Raw genomic sequence first — 22,942 nt, 5'->3', positions numbered from 1 at the left:
CGGCCGTTGTGCGAGTAGTGGTACCAGTAGAGCAGCATCGAGCCGAGCGAGGCCATCAGGCGATCGGCGATCGCGCGCGCGCCGGCGATCGAGTGATCGTCCTTCTCGGGCAGGACCGTGCCGAGCACGGAGACGCCCGTGCGCATGACGTCCATCGGGTGAGCGCTCGCCGGCACCCATTCGAGCGCGGCCTTCACGTTCGCGGGCAGCCCGCGCAGCGCTTTGAGCTTCGTCTTGTAGGCGCTGAGCTCGGCGGCCGTCGGCAGCTTTTCGTGCACGAGCAGATAGGCAATCTCCTCGAACTCGCAGGTGGTAGCGATATCGAGGATGTCGTAACCGCGATAGTGCAGATCGTTGCCCGTGCGCCCGACCGTGCAGAGCGCCGTGTTGCCGGCCGTCACGCCCGAAAGCGCGACGGATTTCTTAGGCTTGAAAGTGGGGGCCGCCGCCGGGGCTTCCTTCGTTGCTTCCATCATCGTTCCGTCTCCGAAGTGTCGAACTCGTTTCATTGTCGCGGCCGCTGGCGCCGCGGCCGGTCGTGCGGCCGGTGCGGCCGCCGGCCAACTTAGGGCTAGCGAAGTCGCTCCGGCGTATGCAAGCGCTGGGCCACCTTGCAAAACGCCCCGCAACTCTTTGATTTGGAAGCAGAACGCTAGTCCTGACGCAAGTCGTTCAATTCATCGCCGAAATTTCACATTTCAAAAATGAAATGTAACGTTCATAATGAGGCGTCTTAGGACCATGAACGCCCCTACCTTGAACGCCCCTGATCATGACGTCCGTGCGCGGCCCGTCGTTTGGGCATTCGGCATCAGCCGTTTGCGCGACCTTTTCTTTCAAATCGCCGGCGAATACGACAGTCGAGCCGATTTGCGCATCATTTCGCGCGCCTACGACGACGCGGTTCGCGAGATCGAGGCGGCCGAGGCGCATTCGCCTGACGTCGTGGTCGCTGGCGGGTCGAACGCGGCCTATCTGAAGACGCGCGTCGCCGTACCCGTCGTACAAATCGCGCCGACGGGGCTCGACGTCATGCATTCGCTCGCTCGCGCGCGACGTCAGGCGGAATCGATCGCGTTGGTGAGCCCGGGAGACACGCCACCTGAGATCCGCAATTTCGTCGCCGCCTACGGGCTCGATATCGTTTTTTCGTCGTACCGTTCGGTGCAGGACGCCGAGGCTTGCGTGCTCGAGCTCAAGGAGCGCGGCGTCGGCGTAGTCGTCGGGCCGGGTCTCGTCACCGATCTCGCAGCCGCGGCGGGCATGGGCGCGGTATTTCTGTACTCGCATGCTTCGATCCGTTCATCGTTCGAGACAGCGCTCGAGGTGGCCGAGGCGATGCGTGGCGAAGCGAAGCGTCGGCAGCAGATCGACAATCTGCTGCAGCATTTGCGCGATGGCGTCGTAGCGCTCGACGCGCAAGGTCGTGTCGAAGCGATCAATCGGCGTCTCGCCGAGGCGCTGGGCCTCGATTCCGCCCGTGCCGTCGGCAGGCCGCTCGTGGAGGTCGCGCCCGATCTGATCGGTGCGTTATCCGATGCGGATGGCGACGCGCTCGTCGCGATTCGCGGCGTCAGCTATGTCGTTCATCGCGGGCCGCTTGCCGGCCACGAAGGCCAAGGCGGCGCTGTGTTGACGTTCCAGGAGTCGCGCGCCGTCGAGCGGCTCGACCGAACGCTGCGATCGAAGCAGCTTACACATCAGTTTTCGGCGCGCTACAGCCTCGAGGACTTGATTGGAAGCAGCGCCCCCGTGGAGCGCGTGCGCACGCTCGTGCGGCGATACGCTAAATCCGATGCGACCGTATTGGTGCTCGGGGAAAGCGGTACCGGCAAGGAGATGGTCGCGCAGAGCATGCATCGGTTGAGTGCCCGGCGCAAATTTCCGTTCGTTGCGATCAACTGCGGGGCGTTTCCCGAAGCGCTGCTCGAGAGCGAATTGTTCGGGTACGAAGAGGGCGCATTTACCGGGGCACGCAGAGGCGGCAAAGCAGGGCTTCTCGAAGCCGCGCATCGGGGCACGCTCTTTCTGGATGAAATCGGCGAGATGCCGTTGCCGCTGCAGAGCCGATTGCTGCGCGTGTTGCAGGAGCGCGAGGTGCTGCGGTTGGGGTCGACACAGCCGACGCGAATCGACGTACGCGTGATGGCGGCGACGCACAGGGCCTTGACGGACAGCATCGCGGATGGGACCTTCCGCGCGGATCTCTATTACCGGCTGAACATACTCAGCATCGCGTTGCCGCCGTTGCGCGATCGGCCGGCCGATGTCATGCCCCTCGCCGCCGAATTGTTGCTGCAGGCGATGGATCGCGAGCCTCGCTTGGCAAGACGTGTACTCGACAGTGAGGCGGCGATGCGGTTGCTCGCTGAAATCGAGGAACCGTTGCACGCGTACCGGTGGCCCGGGAACGTACGCGAGCTGCAGAATGTGATCGAGCGGATCGTCGTCGAATTGGCCGATGCCGAGTCTACGGGAGCGGAATTTGCGCCGATCAGTTGCGAAATCATGCGTTCGATCGCGCCTGAACTCTTCGATCCCTCCGCGGCTTCTCCGGAGCGCGGCCAAACGCTGCGTGAGCGCAGTCGAAGCGTCGAAGCCGGGGAAGCGCGCGCGGTACTGGCCGCATGCAATGGCGATCGCGACGCTGCCTGTAAGGCGCTCGGCATCAGCAAGACGACGTTGTGGCGGAAGTTGCGGTGAGCAACGGTACCGGATTCGCTCATTACATCATGTTGTGATATATATACACCCCGGGCGCAATAGATTGTTGGCTGCAATCAAGGGGAACCATGAGCGAGCACAAGGGCGATTTCGCGACGGATGTCCGACTCCTGCGCATTAGTGTCATTGCGGCCGTCGGTGGCGCGCTGAGCACGGCGGCCGCCGATTTTTTGTTGCATCTCATCCGCTTCTTCACGAATCTGTTCTTCTTCCAGACGTTTTCCACGGCGAACCATTCGCCGGCGGAGAACACGCTCGGGCAACTCGTCGTTTTGGCGCCCGTGATCGGCGGCCTGCTGGTGGGATTGATCGCGCGCTTCGGCTCCGAGCAAATTCGGGGGCACGGGATACCCGAGGCCATCGAGGCGATTCTGTTCGGAAAGAGCAAGATGTCGCCGAAAGTCGCGGTGCTCAAGCCGCTCGCATCGGCGATCGCGATCGGCAGCGGCGGACCGTTCGGCGCTGAAGGCCCGATCATCATGACGGGTGGAGCGATCGGTTCGCTCGTCGCTCAATACTTTCATTTGTCGAGCGCGGAAAGGAAAACGCTCCTGGTTGCAGGCGCGGTGGCCGGTATGACGGCGGTCTTCGGAACGCCGGTCGCGGCGGTGCTGCTCGCCATCGAGCTATTGCTGTTCGAGTTGCGGCCGCGCAGCCTCTTGCCCGTTGCCATCGCTTGTTCCGTTGCAGGATTCACGCGGCCGCTGCTGCTCGGCAGCGGCCCCTTGTTTCCGCTGCATACGATGCCGCTCGGCCCGATCGGCCTCGTGTCGTCGGCGTTCGCGGGACTGATTGCCGGCTCGCTCTCCTGGGGATTGTCGTCGTGGCTCTACAAGGTCGAGGATGCCTTCAACAAGCTGCCGATCCATTGGATGTGGTGGCCGGCGTTGGGGGCCATCGTCGTCGGTATCGGAGGATATTGTCAGCCGCGCACGCTCGGCGTCGGCTATGACGTGATCGCGGACCTGCTGCAAGGCCATCTCGCCATGCATGCCGTGGTCTCGATCGTCCTCGTCAAGGCCATCATCTGGGTCATTGCGCTGGCGTCGGGGACTTCCGGGGGCGTGCTGGCGCCTTTGCTCATGATGGGCGCGGGCATAGGCGCCATTGCCGGCCCGTACATGCCGGGAGGCGAGCCCGCGGTGTGGCCGCTCATTTTTATGGCTGCCGCGCTCGGCGGCATGATGCGGGCGCCCGTGATGGCGTCGGTGTTCGCGTTCGAATTGACGGGCGACGCGAACGCTTTGCTTCCGCTGCTCGCGGCCGCCGCGGTGGCGTACGGTTTTACGGTCTTGCTCATGCGCCGCTCGATTCTGACCGAGAAGATCGCTCGCCGCGGTTATCACATCTATCGCGAGTACAGCATCGACCCGCTCGAGCGGCACTACGTCGACGAAGTGATGACGCGCAACGTGCTGACGATCGACGCCAAGGCGACGGTGGCCGATGTACTCCAAAATTATTTTGGGGCGCGGCAAAAGTATCGCGCTTATCCGGTCACTGACTCCGGGATTCTCGTTGGAATGATGGACCGGGCACTGCTTGATCGAATTCCCCCCGAGCAAGCGGATGCCCCGCTCGGGACCTTCTTTACGCAAACGCGGCCCGAAATCGCGTTGCCTGGAGAGATCTGTAGAAACGTGGCCGCGCGTCTGGCCGTGAAGGGGCTCGACCGTGTTCCGGTAGTCGACGACGAGAAGACGTTCCGGCTGATCGGCATCGTATCGCGGCACGACTTGCTCAAGCCGTCCATGACGGTGTTCACCGAGGAGCGCGAACTCGAGCAGTTCCGCCGCGTATGGATTCCGAGAAGCGCGCGCTTCGCGCCGACGAACAAACCAGGACAAACGCGGAGCGAACAAGCCGACGTGAGCCGGTGAGGAATACCCAATACCGGATCACTCGATCGGAGTGGACGGTGCTTTCAGTGCAAAGTTGTCCGGCGTAGCCCTCCTTAAATCCGCAAGTCGGGATGCCCCTCGGCGAGCTCCGTGAGCCATTCCATGAACGCCCGAACTCGCGAACTGACGTTCTGCCGATGCGGATAGAGAATCGATAGTGGCGTGGACGGCGACTGATACTCGACGAGTATCTCCTGCAGCTGCCCCTCGGCGATCAAATCTGCGACCATGAACCGCGAGGGCTGAATGATGCCGTAGCCGAGCACGCCAGCGGCAATATAGGCCGAACCGTCATTGACGGATAGCACGCCGTTCATCGGAACCGCGACCGCTTCGCCGTCCACGATGAACTCGAACGGAAAAGTTCTGCCCGTGCGCGAAGACATGTAGTTCACGCCCTGATGTTTGCCCAATTCCTCGAGCGTCGTGGGCATGCCGTGCGCCTTCAGATAGGCGGGCGAAGCGCAAGTCGTCATGCGCGCCTCGCCGATTCGCCGTGCCACGAGGCTCGATTCCTCGAGATTGCCCATCCGGATCACGCAGTCGACGCCATCCTGGATGATGTCGATATTGCGGTCGGTCAGGCCGAGCCGCAAATTGATGTGCGGATATTTGCGGTAAAAATCGTCGAACGCCGGCAGCAGCAGTGCTTTCGCGATCGTGCCCGACGTATCGACGCGCACGGTGCCGACCGGCCCACTGCGCTTCTCGGAGAGCAGCGACTCAGCATCCGCGATCTCCGACAAGATGCGCACGCAACGTTCATAGTACAAAGCGCCGTCGTCGGTGAGGCTCACCTGGCGTGTCGTTCGATTCAACAAGCGCGCGCCGACGTACTCCTCGAGCGAACGGACGATATTGCTGACGGACCCGCGCGGCAGCTCGAGCATATCGGCCGCTTTCGAAAAACTGTTCGTCTCGACGACGCGCGTGAACACTTCCATTGCCTGCAGGCGATCCATGGCTGGGCTCCTCGGACAGGTAGCGCCGCCGCGGCGCCGTTCAGTCCGCGTGCGAAGATCGCAACCTCTTTTCCCGGCAGAAATTTAGCATAACGAATCGTCTGGCACCCGTTCGGCGTGTCGCGTCAATGACACGGTCGCAGCCAGTCGGCGAGCTCGTCGAGGCCCGACACGATGTGATCGGGCTTCTGCCCAAGCTCTTCGAACGTATTGCCCGCCCGGTTAACCCAGCAGACGGGGAACCCGAAGTGGCGAGCGCCCGATGCGTCCCAGGCGTTCGACGAAACGAAAAGGATCTCTGTGCGTGGAAGATTCAGCTTCTGTTCGGCCACGGTGTAGACGGCGGGATGCGGTTTGAAGACTTTCACGCCATCGGCATCTTCCACGCTGAGTAGATGCGCGAATCGCGATTCGAGTCCCGAGTGCGAAACGACGCCGCGGATCGATCGCGCCGATCCGTTCGACAGGATCGCGAGCGGCAAGCCCATCGCTTGAAGCTCGGCGAGCGCGCCAGGTACTTCGCGGAAAGGCTCGATTCGCGAGTATTCGTCGCTGAGTTCCACGAGCTCAGCGTCGGATAGCATCAACTGCAGACGATTGCATGTATAGCGCAACGCATGCTCGGTGATGTCCTCGAACGGCGCGTATGCTCCCATCAAACTGCGCAGCCAGGTGTATTCGAGCTGCTTTTGTCTCCAGACGTTGCTGATTTCCTGGCCACGCCCCGGAAACAGCGCGTCGCAGCGAGCGACGACTGAGTGGACGTCATACAGCGTGCCATAAAGGTCGAAAACGACTGCCTTGATCGGGTTCATCGAGCGTCTCCTGGTTGCCGGCGGCGCCGGCGGCGTGATCGTCCGGGCGTAATGCCGTTGCCGCTACCGGGGCGCGGCGGGCGAGGTCGGTTGCGCAGTTTCGCCGCCATCCGCATAGGGGCTGAGGATGTCGGCGATCACTCTGTTGCATGGCGTAGGCACGTTTAGCGCTTCGCCGAGCGACGCGACGCCGCCGCTCAACCAGGGCAACTCGAGCCGATTGCCGCGCTGAAGGTCGCTATACATGGATGAGATCATCGACGCGGGCAACGTATCGCAAAACGCCAAGCGATCTTGCGCGAAATCATCGCGCAATGCGACACCTTTCGCCTTACCGACGGCGACGACCTCTTGCATGACATCGAGCAGCAGTGCGCGCGTCCTGGCGTTCTCGCGAATCGCGCCGATTGACTTGCGGACCGCACTGGTCATGCCCGACAGGCCAACCAGGAAGACGAACTTTTCCCAGATGAGGCGCTCGATGTCGTCACTGATCTCCGCTCCGATGCCGGCCTTTTGGCAAGCGTCACAAAGCGCGGTTACGCGGGCGGAACGGCTGCCGTCGTATTCGCCGAATACGAGCTTCTGCATCGCACCGCTATGGACGATGACGCCCGGCTCGCCGATGACCGCCGCGATATAGGACACCCCGCCGATGATCGACGCTGCCGGAAGATACTTTCTCAACGTTTCGTCCTTTTGCACGCCGTTCTGAAACGAAACGACCGACGCCCCTCGCTCTACGAGCGGGATCAGCGATTGGGCGGCATCGTCGGTATCCCAGAGCTTGACCGTCATAAAGACGAGATCGACTTCGCCGGCTTCCGCACTGGTTCCGACCACCTTTACATCTTTCAGCGTCAGGTTGCCGAGGGGGCTCTCGATGCGCAGGCCGCGCTCGAGCATCGCCTCCCGATGTTTGCCTCGCGCGATGAACGTCACATCGCTACCAGCCGCCGCGAGGCGAGCCCCAAAGTATCCGCCGACACCGCCGGCTCCCAATATCGCAATTCGCATCGGATTTCCTCAAAGGGAAGGCAATGACGCTTGTCGAGGCCTCACTGCCGGGTTTGTCTACATACTAATAGGTACGAATTCGGCCAAAAAAGATCGCTCAGTTTTCCAGCGCGAGCGCAAGCAGCGATTGCAGCGCAACGCGTAAGTCCGCGGTGCGCGCCGTTTTCATCGCGCGGCTCACCGCGAAACCGCCTTGCACACTGGCGATGATCAACAGTGTTATCTGTTCCGCCGGCATTTTCAGCTTGATATGCCCATCCGCCTGCTCGGCCTTCAAAATCTGAATCAGCCGTTTCTCGAGATGCTTGAAATACCGGTTCATCGGCTCGCGCAGTTCGTCGCTTTCGATCGCGGCGTCCCAGACCAGCCGGCCGATGCGGCAGCCGAGCATAGGGCGCTTGTTCTGGGCGAGATAGCTGATGAGACGCTCCCCGAAGCTTTCGGGCCGCCGCATTGCCGCTTCGAAATCGGCAATCCGTTCGTCGACCATCTCGTCGATGGCCACGCGCGCAAGGGCTTGCTTGCTCAAAAAATGATGGTAGAAGCTTCCTTGGCCGGCGTGACTTCTATCCTGGATGTCGCGCGGGCTCGTTGCTTCGTAGCCCTTTTGCCAAAGCAACTCCTTGGTTGCTTCGATGATGTCTTCTCTCTTTCCCATCTGGCGTCGATCCACTGTCGCGGTAGCGATGAGAGTACATACTAGTAGGTACAGGATGTTCGGTCAAGCCAGGATCGGTCGGCTTGACGCTTCCTATCTCACTTCACTTCCACTGATATGAAGCTGCGCACGCTGTCGCGCTGAATCAGCAATGCCACGTCCTTGCCCGCTTTTTCGATCAGCGTGCCCAGTTCTTCGCGCGATGTCACGGGCGTGCCGTTGACCGACAGCAGCAGGTCGCCGGGTTGTATGCCGGCGCTTGCCGCCGGCCCGGCCGTGCCGTCCACCATGAGGCCGGCTGAATTGCCCGTTGCGCGTCGCTCAGCATCGGTGAGCGCGTGAACCGTCAAACCGAGCTTCTCGGCGCCGCCTCCGCCGACGGGCCCGGGTCGTGCTGCCGGGATTTCGTCGGACGTGCCGATCGCGATGGTGATGATCATCGGCCGCTTGCTGCGCACGATCCTGAGCGTCGCTTTCGTTCCGGCCGGCAGGTTCGCCGCGTAGTCGAGCAACTCGGCCGAGCGATCGATCGTTTTCCCGTTGATCTGCGTGATGACGTCGCCGGGCTTCAACCCGCTCGCGGCACCGTTCGCCGGACCATGCGAATTCGGCGAGGACTGCACCGGCGCGACGGAAGTCACGAGTGCGCCGCCCGGCCGCGGCAAGCCGAATGCGATCGCCAGACCCGGGTCGACATCCTGCACCTCGATGCCGAGACTGCCGTGCGACGCCTTGCCCGCGCCCTGCAATTGCCTTCGAAACGCAAGCGCCGCATTGATCGGGATAGCGAACGTGACCGTCTGATATCGCTCGCTATCCGAGTAAACCTGAACGTCGATGCCCACGACCTCGCCGGCTCGATTGAAGAGAGGGCCGCCCGAGTTGTCGGGATTCACGGCGATTTCGGTCTGGAGAAAGGGGAAGGGTGTGCCATCGGCCAGCGTCCGCGGCATCGCGCTGACGAGACCGGCGCTGACGGTGTTGTCGGGACTGTCCGGCGCGCCGATCGCGAGCAATTGCTCTCCGACGCGCACGCGTGACGAGTCGCCGAGCTTGACGACGGGCAGCTTCGTTGCCCCCTCGATCTGCAACACCGCGACGTCCGTCTGCGGATCGGTTGCGACGACCTTCGCTTTGAATTCACGACGATCGGTGAGCCTGACCGAAACCTCCTCGGCGCGATTGACCACGTGTGCGGTGGTCAGCACGATCCCGTCGGGACTGACGATGAAACCCGAGCCGCTGCCCCAGGTCACTCGCGGCGACCCTGGCTGGGCGTCTTGCGACTGTTGAGTCACGCGTTTGAAATACGCAAGGATCGGGTCGTCGGTCGCGATGGCGTCGAGGGACGGTCCCGACGCTTGCTGATCGGTGTCGGCCGGCGCGGCGCCGATATTGACGACAGCCGGGCCGTAGCGCTCCACGATAGTGGGGAAATCGATCGGCCCCGCGGCCGCACTGGGCAACGGACGCGCCGCTTTGGCGGGCTGCAGCGCAGTGGCCGGCGAGGTCGCGGCAATGGCCGAGGGCAGGGCGAAGAGGGTGACGGCGAGCCATAGTGTCGTCGCCGTCGCGTCGCGCGCGGCTCGCGCGAACACGTTCGAGGGCTGAGAGATCACGGCGCGTCTCCAGATAGCCGTTGTGCGGATAGCCGGGAGGGTGCGCTGCGCCGGAAGAAAGGGCGTGGCACAAATCGATCACCGGCCGATCGATTGTCGGCCACGGCGACAGGAAGTGCTGTGATGCATCGCACAGATCGAAATCGAAATGGCGGAACGCAAGTTCGTGCTGGCCTTGCCGGCAATTAATCACAAGCTGGCGAATGCGTCTTGCCGCGGGCCGTCAAGGCTCGGCGCGTATAATCGCGCTCGAATTGCCGCTCCCTTTTTTATCCATGTCCAACGTCTATTCGATCAAGCGCCACAACGCGTCCATGTCGACGTTTGCCGATACCGAGTCGGCGAGTCTGTCGATCGAAGCCAGCCGGCGCGCATCGTGATCGATCCGTTCGGCGTCGTCGAGTCCGGCCCAGCGAAGCAGCGCCTGGCATGCATCGGGAGAATCGAAGAGACCGTGCAGATACGTCGCAAGAATCTGTCCGTCTTCAGAGACCACGCCCTCGGCACGCTCATCGTCGCCGTCGAGCAATTTCATCGCCGGGCGCGCGAGCGCGGGACCGTCGGTGGCCCCCATATGAATCTCGTAGCCGCGCACGGGCACGCCGCCATCCATGAGCAGCGTCCCAGCGGCATTGAGCAGGCGTTTTTCCGGTTCGAGCGTCGTCACGAAATCGAGCAGCGCGAAGCCGTGCTCGCATGCGGCATTGCTTTCGAGGCCGAGCGGATCGCGCAACTCGCGACCGAGCATCTGCATTCCGCCGCAAACGCCGATCAGTTTGCCTCCGTATCGCAAATGCCTGCGCAGGTAGGCCTCCCATCCGTTTGCGCGCAGCCACGACAAGTCGCGCTGCACGCTCTTGCTGCCGGGCAGGACCACGAGGTCGGCCGCGGGCAACGGCTCGCCCGCACGCACGTAGCGGAAGTCGACTTGCGGATGCGCGCGCAGCGGATCGAAGTCGGTATGGTTGCTGATGCGCGGCAGCGCGGGCACGACGACGCGCAACATGTGCTCGCGCGCTCCGAAGGCAGACTTCGCGGTGGGCAGCATGTCTTCTGCGTCGATCCACAAGCCCGGGACGAACGGCACCACGCCGAAGACCGTTTTCCCGGACCGGGCTTCCACCCAATCGATCCCCGGTTTCAGCAGCGCGACGTCTCCGCGGAACTTGTTGACGATCACGCCCTTTACTCGCGCACGCTCCGCATCGTCGAGGCATGCGAGCGTTCCGAGAATCTGGGCGAAGACGCCGCCGCGGTCGATGTCGGCCGCGAGCACCACCGGGCAATCGACGGCCTGCGCAAAGCCCATGTTCGCGATGTCGCCTTCGCGCAGATTGACTTCGGCGGGACTGCCCGCGCCTTCCACGAGCACGAGATCCGTCTTCGCGCGCAGTCTTTCGAACGACTCGAGCACGGCGCGCATCGCCACCGGCTTGTAGGCGTGGTACTCCCGTGCGTCGAGGTTGCCGCGTGCTTTGCCGTGGACGATGACTTGCGCGCCGATGTCGCTGTTCGGCTTCAGCAGGACGGGGTTCATGTCGATTTCGGGCGCGATCCCGGCGGCGAGCGCCTGCCATGCCTGCGCGCGGCCGATTTCGCCGCCGTCGACGGTGACGGCGCTGTTCAACGACATGTTCTGCGGCTTGAACGGCGCGACGCGAAGGCCCGCGCGCGCGGCGATCGCGCAGAGCGCACCGACGAGCGTGCTCTTGCCGCAGTCGGAGCTCGTGCCTTGAATCATCAACGTGTCGGCCATGGAGGTCATCCTGAGCGCATGAGAAGACGAGCGCGCGCCCATGGGGGCGGGCGCGGGCGATGGGCCAGCATTATGTCATCGACGAGCGCCTTGTTGAAGGCAGCAAGGACGTGCGTGACGAATCGCGCGCACGCTCGGTCGTCATGAAGGGGCGCCCGAATTGATAGGACACCTATCTATTGGGGCAATGTGCGTGCTCGCCCTTGCTGGTGTCGCGCTCGATGCGCTTCTCGGTGAGCCGCGCCGGGCGCATCCCCTTATCGCGTTTGGGCGCTTGGCGACGCGGCTCGAGCGAGCGATGAATCCCGATCGTGACGCGATGTCATCGTCCGGCGGCGCGATTGGACGACGACGCGCTTTCGTTGCGCTCAAGCGCCGCGGCATCGGCGTCGCCGCATGGATGGCCGCCGTGGTTCCCCCCGTTGCGATTGCGGTGGTGCTGACGCGCTCGCTGCCTGCCGCGCTCGCGTGGCCATTGCACGCGTTGGCGCTGTGGTTCGCGCTCGGGGGGCGCAGCCTCGCCGACCACATCGCACCCGTGGAAGACGCGCTGCGCGCGCGCGATCTGGTGCGCGCACGAGAGTTGACCTCGCGCGTCGTCACGCGCGATTTGTCCGACGCGGACGTGCCGGCCATCGCGCGCGCCGCGATCGAGTCGGCGCTCGAGAACGGCAATGACGCGGTTTTCGGCGCGCTATTCTGGTTCGCCGTTGCCGGGGGGGGCGGCGCATTGGCGTTCCGGCTCGCCAACACACTCGATGCAATGTGGGGCTATCGAACCGCGCGCTTCATCGATTTCGGGTGGGCGGCGGCGCGGCTCGACGACGTCGCCAATTATCTGCCCGCCCGGCTGACGGCCTTCACCTACGCGCTATGCGGCGACGTCCGCACCGCGTTTGACTGCTGGCGAACGCAGGCGCATCGATGGGAGAGTCCGAACGCGGGCCCCGTGATGGCGAGCGGCGCGGGCAGCCTCAACGTATCGTGCGGCGGCGCGGCCCGGTACCATGGCGTCGATGAGCTTCGGCCCGTGCTCGGTGCCGGGTGCCCGCCCGGTGCGCGCGATGTGGGCCGCGCGCTTCGCCTCGTGCGGCGCTCGCTCGCCGTGTGGCTCGCGGTGTTCGCACTGTCAGCCTTTATTTCGATCATCGTTTGAATTGTATGAAGGCCTTGCCCGACATGTTCGATTACGATCTGCCGCCCCTTGTGCCGCATGGTGGCAATCTTGGCGATGCCGTTCGTCGATACGGCATTGCGCGCGAGCGATGGATCGATCTGTCGACGGGGATCAACCCCGTCGGCTATCCGGTGCCGGCGATCGCGCATCAGGCGTGGCTGCGCTTGCCTGACGACGAGGACGATCTCGAGACGATCGCCGCACTTCATTACGGCTCGCCGCGCGCGCTTGCGATGGCGGGGACGCAAGCGGCGATTCGCGTGTTGCCCGAGGTGCTGCCGAAAGGCCCTATTGGCGTGGGCTTGCTCACGTATGGCGAATACGCGCCAGCTTTCGCCAGGGCAGGTTTTGACGTCGAGCGATTCGTCACAGAGCCGTTCGCCGATAGGCAAGGTCAAGCCGCTTTCGTGCTGGAGCCAGGGCATGCATTGCCGGAAAACCTCAAGCATCTTGTGCTCGTCAATCCCAACAACCCGAGTACAGAGCGCTTTGCTCCCGACGTCGTGATGGACTGGCATCGCCAGCTCGCGGCGCGCGGCGGCACGCTCGTGGTCGACGAGGCGTTCGTCGAAGCGCTGCCTGAGCTCAGCGTCGCTTCGCGCGCGGATGAAGAGGGGCTCGTCGTGTTGCGATCGATCGGCAAGTTCTTTGGACTGGCCGGTGCGCGCGTGGGCTTCGTGCTCGCTTCAGCGCCAATCGATCGCGCGATGCGGCGTTTGCGTGGGCCCTGGACTGTGTCGGGCCCCGCGCGCATCGTCGTGCGAGCCGCGCTGCTCGACACGGCCTGGCAGACCGAGACTCGCGCGCGGCTCGCTGCCGCGAGCAAACGCCTCGCCGAAATGCTGGGGGCGTATGGCCTCGATGCGAGTCACACACCGCTCTTCGCGTGGGCGCGACAGCCCAATGCGCAGCAGTGGCAGGACTGTCTTGCTCGTCAGGGGATATGGGTGCGCCGGTTCGAGACAGTGGCCGGGTTGCGTGTCGGTCTGCCTGCCTTCGACGAAGCGACGTGGAGCCGCCTCGAAGCAGCGTTACGAAACGTGCGTTCTGAAACAGACGGCCGCTGAATCAGCGGCGGTGGCGCGCGATTACTCCTCCGTCCATCGATTCTCGAACACGCACGTTTCCAATGGTCTGCGCGTTGCCCAACGTTCGGTCTCGAGCATTGGCGCATCGTAGAAGCGCTCGACATGACCGAGGCAAAGGATGGCGATCGGCTTTGCCCCGGCCGGCATGCCGAGCAATGTACGCACATCGTCCGGGTCGAAGATCGAGACCCAACCCATGCCGAGCCCTTCGGCGCGCGCTGCGAGCCAGATGTTTTGGATCGCGCACGCAACCGAAGCCAGATCCATCTCCGGCATCGTGCGGCGGCCGAACACATGGCGCTCGCGACCGTCCATCAAGGCCATCACGAGCAGCTCGGCGCATTCGCGCATGCCTTCCACCTTCAGCTTCATGAACTCGTCGCGGCGTTGACCGAGTGCGTCGGCCGTATTCACCCGCTCGCGTTCGACCGCTTCGTGCAGCGCGGCGCGAAGAGCACCATCGGTGATGCGAACGATGCGCCAGGGCTGCATATAGCCGACGCTCGGCGCATGGTGCGCGGCGTCGATGAGACGTTGCAGCACCTCGGGTTCGACGGGGGTGGGGACGAAATGACGCATATCGCGTCGTTCGTAGATGGCGCGATAGACGGCCGCGCGCTCGGATTCGCTAAAAGGATTCGCCATGAAAGAGTGCGGCCGTCAGCACGGGATTCGAAGGCCAGTAGCTGTGCATGTAGGTTGCTGTAATCGAGCCGCGACGAAACACCGGCTCACCGGCCGCGTTGCTCGTCGGATGAGTGGCATGACGCTCGGGCGCGAGCGCGGTCGTCATGCTGGAGTAGTGGAACGTGTGACCGGTCATGGTGCCGTGTCTTGTATCGAGCTGCTGCATGCCGAGTGCCGCGAGCCGCGTTTGCATCGTCGCGCGTCCGGGCAAGAGGCCGAGCATCGGCGTCGAGCCGCCGTCGGTAGCGGTCAGTTCGTCGAGCAGATAGACCATGCCTCCGCATTCGGCGACGATGATCTTGTTCGCAGCCGCATGCGTGCGGATCGATTTGGCGCTGCGCGTCGAGCCGGCCAGCGTGGCGGCGTGCAGCTCGGGGTAACCGCCCGGCAGATACAGTGCATCGGCCGCGTCGGGCACAGGCTCGTCGGCGAGAGGCGAGAAGAAGCTGACGCGTGCGCCGAGCGATTCCAGCAGCGCCACGTTCGCGGGATAGATGAAAGAGAAGGCGGCGTCGCGCGCGATGGCGACATGCAGGCCCGCAAGCAGCGGCGGCATCGTTCGTGCCGAAGCGCCCGGAAACTCGACCGGGGGAGGCGGCTCGGCCAGCGCGGTGGAGGCTAGCGTGTCGGCCGCGCGTTCGATACGCGCCTCGAGGTCCCCGATTTCGTCGGCTTGATGCAGTCCGAGGTGTCGGTCCGGCAATTCGATGTCTTCAGACGGGGCGATAGCGCCGAGCCACCGAAGGCCGGACGGCAGCGACGTTTCGAGCATCTGTGCATGACGCGGCGAGCCGACATGATTAGCGAGCACGCCGTGAAACGGCACGTCGGGCCGGTATCGCGCGAGCCCGAAAGCCAGCGCGCCGAACGTTTGCGCCATCGCCTTTGCCGAGATCACGGCCGCGACGGGCACGCTGAACGTTGCGGCGAGGTCCGCGCTGCTCGGCGTGCCGTCGAAAAGGCCCATCACGCCTTCGATGAGGATGAGGTCGGCTTCCTGCGCCGCCTCGGCCAGCATACGGCGGCAGTCTTCGAGACCCACCATCCACAGATCGAGCGACAGCACGGGGGCGCCGCTCGCGCGAGCAAGGATCATCGGATCGAGAAAATCCGGCCCCGTCTTGAAGACGCGCACGCGCCGGCCCTGCCGTCGATGGAGCCGCGCGAGGCCGGCCGTGATCGTCGTCTTGCCCTCGCCCGATGCGGGCGCACTGATGAAAAGCGCGGGACACGCCGGCATCGTCAGAACTCCACGCCTCGCTGCGCCTTCACGCCTTGCTCCCGGTAGGGATGCTTGACGAGCCGCATCTCAGTGACGAGATCGGCCGCATCGATCAGCGCGTCCGGCGCATGGCGCCCCGTCACGACGACGTGCAGCGTCGGTTCTCGGGCTTGCAACACGGCGAGCACCTCATCGAGAGGCAGATATTCGTACTTGAGCACCGTGTTGAGCTCGTCGAGGATGACCATGCGGTATTCGCCGCTTTCGATCATCTTGACCGCTTCGTCCCAACCCTTGCGGGCCGTCGCCATGTCCGCCTCGCGGTTCTGCGTATTCCATGTATACCCGTCGCCCATCGTGACGAAGTCGCACGCGGGGTGGCTGCCGAGAAAATCGCGCTCGGAAGTATGCAATGCGCCCTTGATGAACTGCACGACGCCGGTGCGCTCGCCGTGCCCGAGCATTCGCACGGCCATGCCGAAAGCCGCCGTGCTCTTGCCTTTGCCGTTGCCGGTGTGGACGATCAGCAAGCCTTTTTCGACGGTGGCCGCCGCCTGTTTTTTCTCATGGCCTTCGCGGCGGCGTTGTGTCATGCGCTGATGCGATTCGGGATCCGTCTTCATTGGAATATCGTTTCGTCTGGATGTGCAATAGTATGAGCCCCGCGATACACGTTGGACAAGACGGTTTCTTGACGCGGCGGGCCAACGAACCTACACTCGCACGCAATCTGGTGCTCGCGCGCGCAACTCCTTTGCGCGTGCAGTTAAACGGGAAACAGACACTCGCCGCGGCGAATTTCCGTCCGCGGCACGAGTCAATCTGTGCTGCCCCCGCAACGGTAGGCGAACGCATCGCAGAAGCGATGCAGAGCCGGCTTCGATGCATGCGCGCAAGGCCGCGTATGCAGGCAACCACTGCGCAAGAAATGACATGACTTGCGCGGGAAGGTGAAGCGGCGCTTTCGTCAGCCCGGATACCGGCCAGAAGAGAAGGGTGGGCGCTGCGGGTAGGCGGTGTCCCGGCCAAGGCTTCGTTGCATCTCACTGCAACGCGCGTCGGCGTTTCCGCGCCATCGCCCACCTTTCTCTTCGTTCGTCCGCCGTGCGCCTCGCGTCGTGCTCCGAGCTCGTCAGCTCGGACCGAACGGGCGACGCGGCCCACTATCGACTGCGAGCGAGGAGCCGCATGCAATCACCAATGCGCAAGATACCCGTCACGATCGTCACCGGTTTTCTCGGCAGCGGCAAGACCACCCTGCTGCGACACGTGCTCTCGCAGGCGAAAGGCTTGCGTATCGCCGTCATCGTCAACGAGTTCGGCGAACTCGGCATCGATGGCGAGATTCTGCGTGGCTGCGGGATCGGCTGCGACGAAGCAGGCAGCGAGACCGACGGTCAATTGTATGAACTGGCGAACGGCTGCCTTTGCTGCACGGTGCAGGAAGAGTTCTTCCCCGTCATGGAAGCGCTCGTCGAGCGTCGTTCCCAGATCGATCACATCCTCATCGAGACCTCGGGTCTCGCCTTGCCGAAGCCGCTCGTTCAGGCGTTCAACTGGCCTTCGATCAAGAACAGCTTCACAGTCGACGCCGTGGTGACCGTCGTCGACGGGCCGGCGGCCGCGAGCGGCCAGTTCGCGGCCGACCCGGATGCCGTCGACGAGCAGCGAAAGGCCGATCCGAATCTCGATCATGAGTCGCCGCTGCACGAGCTTTTCGAGGATCAACTGAGCGCGGCCGACCTCGTCGTGCTCAACAAGACCGACCTGCTCGACGAAGCGCAACGCGTGGCGGTCGAATCGCTGATTCGCGCGGAGATCCCGCCGCACGTCAAGATCGTGCCGGCCCAGCGGGGCGAGCTCGATCTTCATGCGCTCCTCGGGCTCGAAGCGGCGTCCGAAGAGACGATCGATCAACGCCCCGATCATCACGGGTCGTCCAACGATCCCGATCACCATCATCACGACGAATTCGATTCCGTCGTCGTCGTGGGCTCGCCTCTTTCGCGCGAAGCCGCGATTGCGGCGTTGCAACGGCTCGTCGAGCATCACACCATCTACCGCGCGAAAGGATTCGCCGCATTGCCCGGCACGCCGATGCGGCTCGTGATCCAGGGCGTCGGCCGCCGCTTCGACAGCTACTTCGACCGGCGCTGGCGCGAGGACGAATCGCCGACGAGCCGATTCGTGTTGATCGGCGAGAATCTCGATCGAGACACGCTGCAGCGCGCTTTCGACGAGGCGCTGAGCGCGCAGTCCGGCATGCGCTTCGCACAGGCCTGAGCGCGGCCGCTCCGCCATGCATTTGCTGCGCACCGTACCGGGCGGCTTCGTCGACGATACGGCCGGCGTCGTCCGCATCGACCAACGTCCCGCGGACATCATCGTCCTGAGTTCCGCCGACACGACGCTTTCTTTGCTAGCGAGCGTCGTCGATCGGCTCGGCCCCGGTTACCCAAGCGTTCGCCTCGCGAACGTCACCTATCTGCGGCAGCCTGCATCGGTCGATTTCTATGTCGATGACGTGTTGCAGCATGCGCGCGTCGTCGTGGTCGACCATCTCGGCGGCGAATCGTATTGGCCGTATGGCATCGAGCGTGTCGTCGAGCTCGCGAGGCGCAACGGGCAGATGCTCGCGATGTTCTCGGGCGACTTGCAGGAGGATGCCAACCTCATTGCCAAAAGCACGGCCGACGCCGCGCTTTGCACGCGATTGTGGCGATACCTGCGCGAGGGCGGCACCGCCAACGCCGAAGCATTCATGCGCACGATCGCCTGGCATGCGTTCGGCTGGGACCGCGAACCGCCGCCGCCCGTGCCGCTGCCGGCGGCGACCCTCTATCATCCGCGGCGCGAGACGCCTACGATCGCGGACTGGCGCAGCCGCTGGGTCGACGGTGCCCCCGTCGTTGCAATTCTTTTTTATCGCGCGCATCTGCAGGCGGCGAACACAGCAGTATTCGATGCGCTGATCGATGCGCTCGAGGCGCGGCGGATGAATCCGCTGCCGATTGCCATCACTTCGCTGAAGGATGCAGTGAGTTTGGATGTGGTCGCACAGCTTTGCGCGGAGCACGACGTCGCGCTCGTGCTCAACACCACGGCATTCGCGGCGTCGACGCTCGACTCTTCCGAGCCGGTCGCCATCGCGGGCGATGCGCCTGTGATGCAAGTCATTCTCAGCGGCGGCAACCGGGAGGACTGGGTCGAGGACGATCAAGGCCTGAACTCGCGCGACATCGCGATGCATGTCGCGTTGCCCGAAGTCGACGGGCGCATCATTACGCGTGCGGTCAGCTTCAAGGGGCTCGCCTATCGTTGTCCGCACACGGAAGTCGATGTCGTCCGTTATCGGCCCGACGATGAGCGGATCGGTTTCGTCGCCGAACTGAGCCGTCGCTGGTGTCGCCTGCGTAGCCTCGGCAACGATGACAAGCGACTCGCGCTCGTCCTCGCGAACTATCCGACGAGCGAAGGGCGGATCGGCAACGGTGTGGGGCTCGACACCCCGGCATCGGTCGTGGCGATCCTCAACATGCTGAGCGACGAAGGCTATCGCGTCGAGGATTTGCCCCAAGACGGCGCCTCGCTCATGGATCGGCTGACGCGGGGCGTGACGAACGACCCCGATGTGCGCGACCTTCGTCCCGCTTTGCAGAGCTTCGCGCTCGACGACTATGTGCAATGCCTTGCCGCGCTCCCTGACGAGTTGCGCGACGCGCTCGATCAGCGCTGGGGGCCTCCTGAGCGCGATCCGACCGTTCGGCGTGGCCGATTCATGATTTCAGGCTGGCGCTGCGGGCGGGTCTTCGTCGGCATTCAGCCCGCGCGCTCGCGCGAGGCGAACGACTACGCGAGCTACCACGATGCGGACCTCGTGCCGCCGCATGCGTATCTCGCGTTTTATTTCTGGCTGCGGCAAGTTTTCGGCGCCGATGCGGTCGTGCACGTGGGCAAGCATGGGAGTCTCGAATGGCTGCCGGGCAAGAGCGTCGCGCTCAGCGGGCGCTGCTGGCCCGATGTCGCCCTTGGGCCGATGCCGCATCTCTATCCCTTCATCGTCAACGATCCGGGCGAGGGCAGTCAGGCGAAACGGCGCGCACAGGCCGTCATTATCGATCACTTGATGCCGCCGCTGACGCGGGCGGAAACCTACGGCCCGCTGCAGGATCTGGAACGGCAAGTCGATGAGTACTACGAAGCATTGATGGTCGACGCGCGGCGCGCGCGGCTGCTGCGCAGGACGATCCTCGAGACCATCGTCGAGCATCGGCTTCACGAGGAATTGAGTCTGGCGCAACCCGCGAGCCAGCATGAGGAAGACGCATTGCTTACGCGTGTCGACGCGTGGCTATGCGAATTGAAGGAGGCACAGATCCGGGATGGCCTGCATACCTTCGGCCGCTCGCCCGAGGGCATTCAACGGCGCGATACGCTGCTTGCGCTGGCTCGCTTTCCGGTCGGTGATGGACAAAATGCCAACGCAGGCTTGATCGATGCACTCGCGAAAGATCTGCGGATCGCTCATCTGTTCGACCCGCTCACGGCTGAATGGTCGACTCCGTGGACCGGGCCGCGCCCGGCGCTGCTGGAGCAAATCAGCGATGCGCCGTGGCGTCACAACGGCGATACGCGCGAACGTCTCGAGGGCTTCGCGGCGTTGTTGCTCGACGCATTTTGCCGCGGCCGTGAGGGCTGCGATGCCCGGAGGACGACGGCGTTTGCAACGCCGCCGGCCGGCACCTTGCCGTATACGGAGCGTGTGCTCGAGCGCGTGCGCGACGACGTTCTGCCGCGCCTCGACGCCTGCGGCCCGGAGGAATTGCGCCAGTTGAAGCGAGGCCTCGAAGGCCGGTTCGTGCCGCCCGGGCCGAGTGGTTCCCCGTCGCGCGGGCGCCCGGATGTATTGCCGACCGGGCGCAACTTCTATTCGGTCGATACACGCGCCATCCCGACGCAGGCGGCGTGGGCGCTCGGCCTCAAATCCGCACGACAGTTGATCGAACGTCACCTGCAAGACAACGGCGACTATCCGCGCGCGGTGGGTTTGTCGATATGGGGGACCGCAACGATGCGAACGGGCGGCGACGATATCGCTCAAGCGTTCGCGTTGCTCGGCGTAAGGCCCAAATGGGCGCCCGGCAGTCATCGCGTTACCGACTTCGAGATTCTTCCTGCCGGTGTGCTCGAGCGGCCGCGCATCGATGTGACGCTGCGCGTCTCGGGTTTCTTCCGCGATGCGTTTCCGAACGTCATGCACCTATTCGACGCGGCGGTGCAGGCCGTTGCCGAACTCGACGACGAGCCCGAGGACGTCAATCCGATCCGGGCGCGAGTGCTTCGCGAGCGCGACGCCTGGGTGGCTCGTGGCCTCGATGCGCAGGAGGCGCGCAAACGGGCCGGCTGGCGCGTCTTCAGCGCCAGGCCGGGTACATACGGCGCCGGCTTGCAGCAGATGATCGATTCGCGGCAATGGCAGACCGATGAGGACCTCGCTGAAGCGTATCGTGCGTGGGGCGGCTTCGCCTATGCGCAGACGAGCGCGGGCGAAGCGGCGCGAGGCGTGTTTGCCACGCGTCTCGCGTCGATCGACGTGGTGCTGCAGAATCAGGACAACCGCGAGCACGATTTGCTCGATTCGAACGACTATTACCAGTTCCAAGGTGGGATGGCGGCAGCGGTCCGGCATTTCGCCGGCGCTCAACCGCGGATTTATCACGCCGACCATAGCAATCCGGCCGCACCGCGCGTACGCCCGCTCACCGAGGAAATCGCGCGCGTCATACGCTCGCGTGTCGTCAATCCGAAATGGCTGGACGGCGTCAAGGGTCACGGCTACAAGGGTGCGGCCGAAATCGCGGCGACAGTCGACTATTTGTTTGGCTATGACGCGACGGCACGCGTGGTTGCCGATCATCAATACGCGCTCGTCACCGACGCCTACTTGAACGACGGCGAGACGCGCGCGTTCTTGCAACAACACAATCCCCATGCATTGCGTTCAGTCTGCGAGCGATTGCTCGAGGCGATCGAGCGCGGCTTGTGGCAAGCGCCGGGCGCCTATCGCGCGCAAATCGAGACGCATCTGCTCGCCAGCGAGCAGCAGATCGAAGAGAAATCATCGTGAACGACCATTCATTGTCCTCCGGCGTTTTGTCGAGACCCTATCCATTCAGCGCGCTGATTGGTCAGGAGTCCTTACAACAAGCGTTGTTGCTGGCCGCTGTTGACCCGGGGATAGGCGGCGTGCTCGTCAGCGGACCGCGCGGCACCGCGAAATCGACGGCGGCGCGGGCGCTGGCGGAACTGCTGCCCGAAGGCCGGCTCGTGACGTTGCCGCTCGGCGCGAGCGAGGAGCGGCTCATCGGGACGCTCGACATCGACGAGGTGCTGCGTGGCGGATCGGTCAAGTTTTCGCCCGGATTGCTGGCCCTTGCTCACCATGGCGTGCTCTACGTCGATGAGGTCAATCTGCTTGCCGACATGCTTGCTGACGCTTTGCTCGATGCCGCCGCGAGCGGTGTCAACGTCGTCGAGCGCGACGGCGTATCGCATAGTCATCCCGCGCGGTTCGTGTTGATCGGCACGATGAATCCCGAAGAGGGGGAGCTCAGGCCGCAGTTGCTCGACCGGTTCGGCCTGATGGTGGCGCTCGACAACTGTTTCGATTCCGAGGTGCGGCAGCGGATCGTAAGAGCGAGGCTCGCCTTCGACGCGGAGCCCAATGCGTTCCGCCAGTCGTATGCGGATGAACAACAGTCGCTCGCGCGGCGAATTCGGGAAGCGCGCGAGAGGTTGCCCGCGCTTTCGTTCGACGATGCCGTTCACGCGGATGTTAGCGCGCGGTGTATCGAGGCGGCGGTCGATGGAATGCGCGCGGACCTTGTCATGTTGCGGGCCGCACGGGCGCTCGCGGCTATCGATGGGGCAGCGAACGTTACGACACAGCACGTCGAGCGCGTAGCCGAAGCCGTGCTGAGGCACAGGCGGCGCGAACGATCAGACGAGCGCTCGAGTGAAGCGGGCGATGAAGTGCAGCGCTCGGCGTCGAATCGCAAGAACGGGGAGGCCTTCGCGAACGAAGCCGGCGATGGGCAGACGCCGCATTTGCCGATGACCGCCCGACCGCCCAACGATCAGCGCGGCCGCGACAATCATGATTGGGGCTACCTCCCTCCCGAGCCGGCTGGTATGGTCGACGTGAAAGGGGTCATCCCGCTCGCCTCAAAAAAACGCTGAGCCATCGGAAGGGCGCCACTGCTGCCGATTCTCGCAGCGGTTTTCGATGGCCTGACGGCGCGCTCGCGGCTCGCGGC

The 22,942-nt window shown here is 64.0% G+C and carries 17 protein-coding genes and 1 riboswitch; of the genes, 7 read left to right on the top strand and 10 right to left on the bottom strand.

All coding sequences use genetic code 11. The features are described from left to right. A partial coding sequence (locus B0G57_RS29365; RefSeq protein WP_332888236.1) for a citrate/2-methylcitrate synthase occupies window positions 1–476 on the bottom strand: 476 nt, incomplete at its 3' end. Between the two features lie 265 nt (window positions 477–741). On the opposite strand from B0G57_RS29365, the gene prpR reads away from it, so the two are divergent. Further along, window positions 742–2,703 (top strand): propionate catabolism operon regulatory protein PrpR, encoded by a 1,962-nt coding sequence (gene prpR / locus B0G57_RS29360; RefSeq protein ID WP_018442749.1) that lies wholly within the window; start codon window positions 742–744, stop codon window positions 2,701–2,703. 89 nt (window positions 2,704–2,792) lie between these two features. Further along, a complete protein-coding gene (locus B0G57_RS29355; RefSeq protein WP_018442748.1) occupies window positions 2,793–4,604 on the top strand; it encodes a chloride channel protein in 1,812 nt (603 codons plus the stop codon). Between the two features lie 74 nt (window positions 4,605–4,678). Here B0G57_RS29355 and B0G57_RS29350 read toward each other — a convergent pair whose 3' ends face one another. The 6 genes from B0G57_RS29350 to B0G57_RS29325 all read right to left on the bottom strand — a co-directional run bounded on the left by B0G57_RS29350 (window position 4,679) and on the right by B0G57_RS29325 (window position 11,461). Further along, entirely contained in the window at window positions 4,679–5,587 is a 909-nt protein-coding gene (locus B0G57_RS29350; RefSeq protein ID WP_026230050.1) for a LysR family transcriptional regulator, read from the bottom strand. Window positions 5,588–5,712: 125 nt separating this feature from the next. Beyond that, a complete protein-coding gene (locus B0G57_RS29345) occupies window positions 5,713–6,402 on the bottom strand; it encodes a haloacid dehalogenase type II (RefSeq protein ID WP_018442746.1) in 690 nt (229 codons plus the stop codon). A 63-nt stretch (window positions 6,403–6,465) separates the two neighbouring features. Beyond that, window positions 6,466–7,419: a ketopantoate reductase family protein gene (locus B0G57_RS29340; protein ID WP_018442745.1), complete on the bottom strand. Its 954-nt coding sequence runs from the start codon at window positions 7,417–7,419 to the stop codon at window positions 6,466–6,468. Between the two features lie 97 nt (window positions 7,420–7,516). Continuing rightward, window positions 7,517–8,077, bottom strand: coding sequence for a TetR/AcrR family transcriptional regulator (locus B0G57_RS29335; protein ID WP_018442744.1), 561 nt, complete (start codon window positions 8,075–8,077; stop codon window positions 7,517–7,519). Window positions 8,078–8,175: 98 nt separating this feature from the next. Beyond that, window positions 8,176–9,696, bottom strand: a complete 1,521-nt coding sequence (locus B0G57_RS29330) for a trypsin-like peptidase domain-containing protein (RefSeq protein WP_020566443.1) — start codon at window positions 9,694–9,696, stop codon at window positions 8,176–8,178. A 286-nt stretch (window positions 9,697–9,982) separates the two neighbouring features. Next, the gene (locus tag B0G57_RS29325) at window positions 9,983–11,461 is read right to left on the bottom strand and encodes a cobyric acid synthase (protein WP_026230049.1); all 1,479 of its coding nucleotides are present in this window, start codon (window positions 11,459–11,461) and stop codon (window positions 9,983–9,985) included. 178 nt (window positions 11,462–11,639) lie between these two features. On the opposite strand from B0G57_RS29325, the gene B0G57_RS29320 reads away from it, so the two are divergent. Together B0G57_RS29320 and cobD are read left to right on the top strand one after the other, a co-directional pair. Next, window positions 11,640–12,608 (top strand): CobD/CbiB family cobalamin biosynthesis protein, encoded by a 969-nt coding sequence (locus tag B0G57_RS29320; protein WP_018442740.1) that lies wholly within the window; start codon window positions 11,640–11,642, stop codon window positions 12,606–12,608. A 5-nt stretch (window positions 12,609–12,613) separates the two neighbouring features. After that, a complete protein-coding gene (gene cobD / locus B0G57_RS29315; RefSeq protein ID WP_018442739.1) occupies window positions 12,614–13,696 on the top strand; it encodes a threonine-phosphate decarboxylase CobD in 1,083 nt (360 codons plus the stop codon). Window positions 13,697–13,717: 21 nt separating this feature from the next. On the opposite strand, the gene bluB is transcribed toward cobD, so the two are convergent. The 3 genes from bluB to cobO are packed head-to-tail and all read right to left on the bottom strand — an operon-like array spanning window position 13,718 to window position 16,249. After that, window positions 13,718–14,362, bottom strand: coding sequence for a 5,6-dimethylbenzimidazole synthase (bluB, locus tag B0G57_RS29310; RefSeq protein WP_018442738.1), 645 nt, complete (start codon window positions 14,360–14,362; stop codon window positions 13,718–13,720). Continuing rightward, window positions 14,346–15,644 (bottom strand): cobyrinate a,c-diamide synthase, encoded by a 1,299-nt coding sequence (locus B0G57_RS29305; protein WP_018442737.1) that lies wholly within the window; start codon window positions 15,642–15,644, stop codon window positions 14,346–14,348. The genes bluB and B0G57_RS29305 overlap by 17 nt, the downstream gene beginning before the upstream one ends. A 2-nt stretch (window positions 15,645–15,646) precedes the next feature. After that, window positions 15,647–16,249 (bottom strand): cob(I)yrinic acid a,c-diamide adenosyltransferase, encoded by a 603-nt coding sequence (gene cobO / locus B0G57_RS29300; RefSeq protein ID WP_018442736.1) that lies wholly within the window; start codon window positions 16,247–16,249, stop codon window positions 15,647–15,649. 91 nt (window positions 16,250–16,340) lie between these two features. Next, window positions 16,341–16,628: riboswitch (cobalamin riboswitch) on the top strand. A 186-nt stretch (window positions 16,629–16,814) separates the two neighbouring features. On the opposite strand from cobO, the gene cobW reads away from it, so the two are divergent. From cobW to B0G57_RS29285, 3 genes are read left to right on the top strand one after another with little or no spacing between them, the layout of a single operon-like run. After that, window positions 16,815–17,909, top strand: a complete 1,095-nt coding sequence (cobW, locus tag B0G57_RS29295) for a cobalamin biosynthesis protein CobW (RefSeq protein WP_026230048.1) — start codon at window positions 16,815–16,817, stop codon at window positions 17,907–17,909. Window positions 17,910–17,925: 16 nt separating this feature from the next. After that, window positions 17,926–21,753, top strand: a complete 3,828-nt coding sequence (gene cobN / locus B0G57_RS29290; RefSeq protein ID WP_018442734.1) for a cobaltochelatase subunit CobN — start codon at window positions 17,926–17,928, stop codon at window positions 21,751–21,753. Further along, the gene (locus B0G57_RS29285; protein WP_020566441.1) at window positions 21,750–22,865 is read left to right on the top strand and encodes an ATP-binding protein; all 1,116 of its coding nucleotides are present in this window, start codon (window positions 21,750–21,752) and stop codon (window positions 22,863–22,865) included. The genes cobN and B0G57_RS29285 overlap by 4 nt, the downstream gene beginning before the upstream one ends. Window positions 22,866–22,942: the final 77 nt, after the last annotated feature.

The sequence above is a fragment of the Trinickia symbiotica genome, assembly GCF_002934455.1.
In the GTDB taxonomy this organism is placed as follows: domain Bacteria; phylum Pseudomonadota; class Gammaproteobacteria; order Burkholderiales; family Burkholderiaceae; genus Trinickia; species Trinickia symbiotica.
The sequence above is the reverse complement of the archived record's forward strand: the minus strand, read 5'-3'. Positions and strand labels throughout refer to the sequence as shown.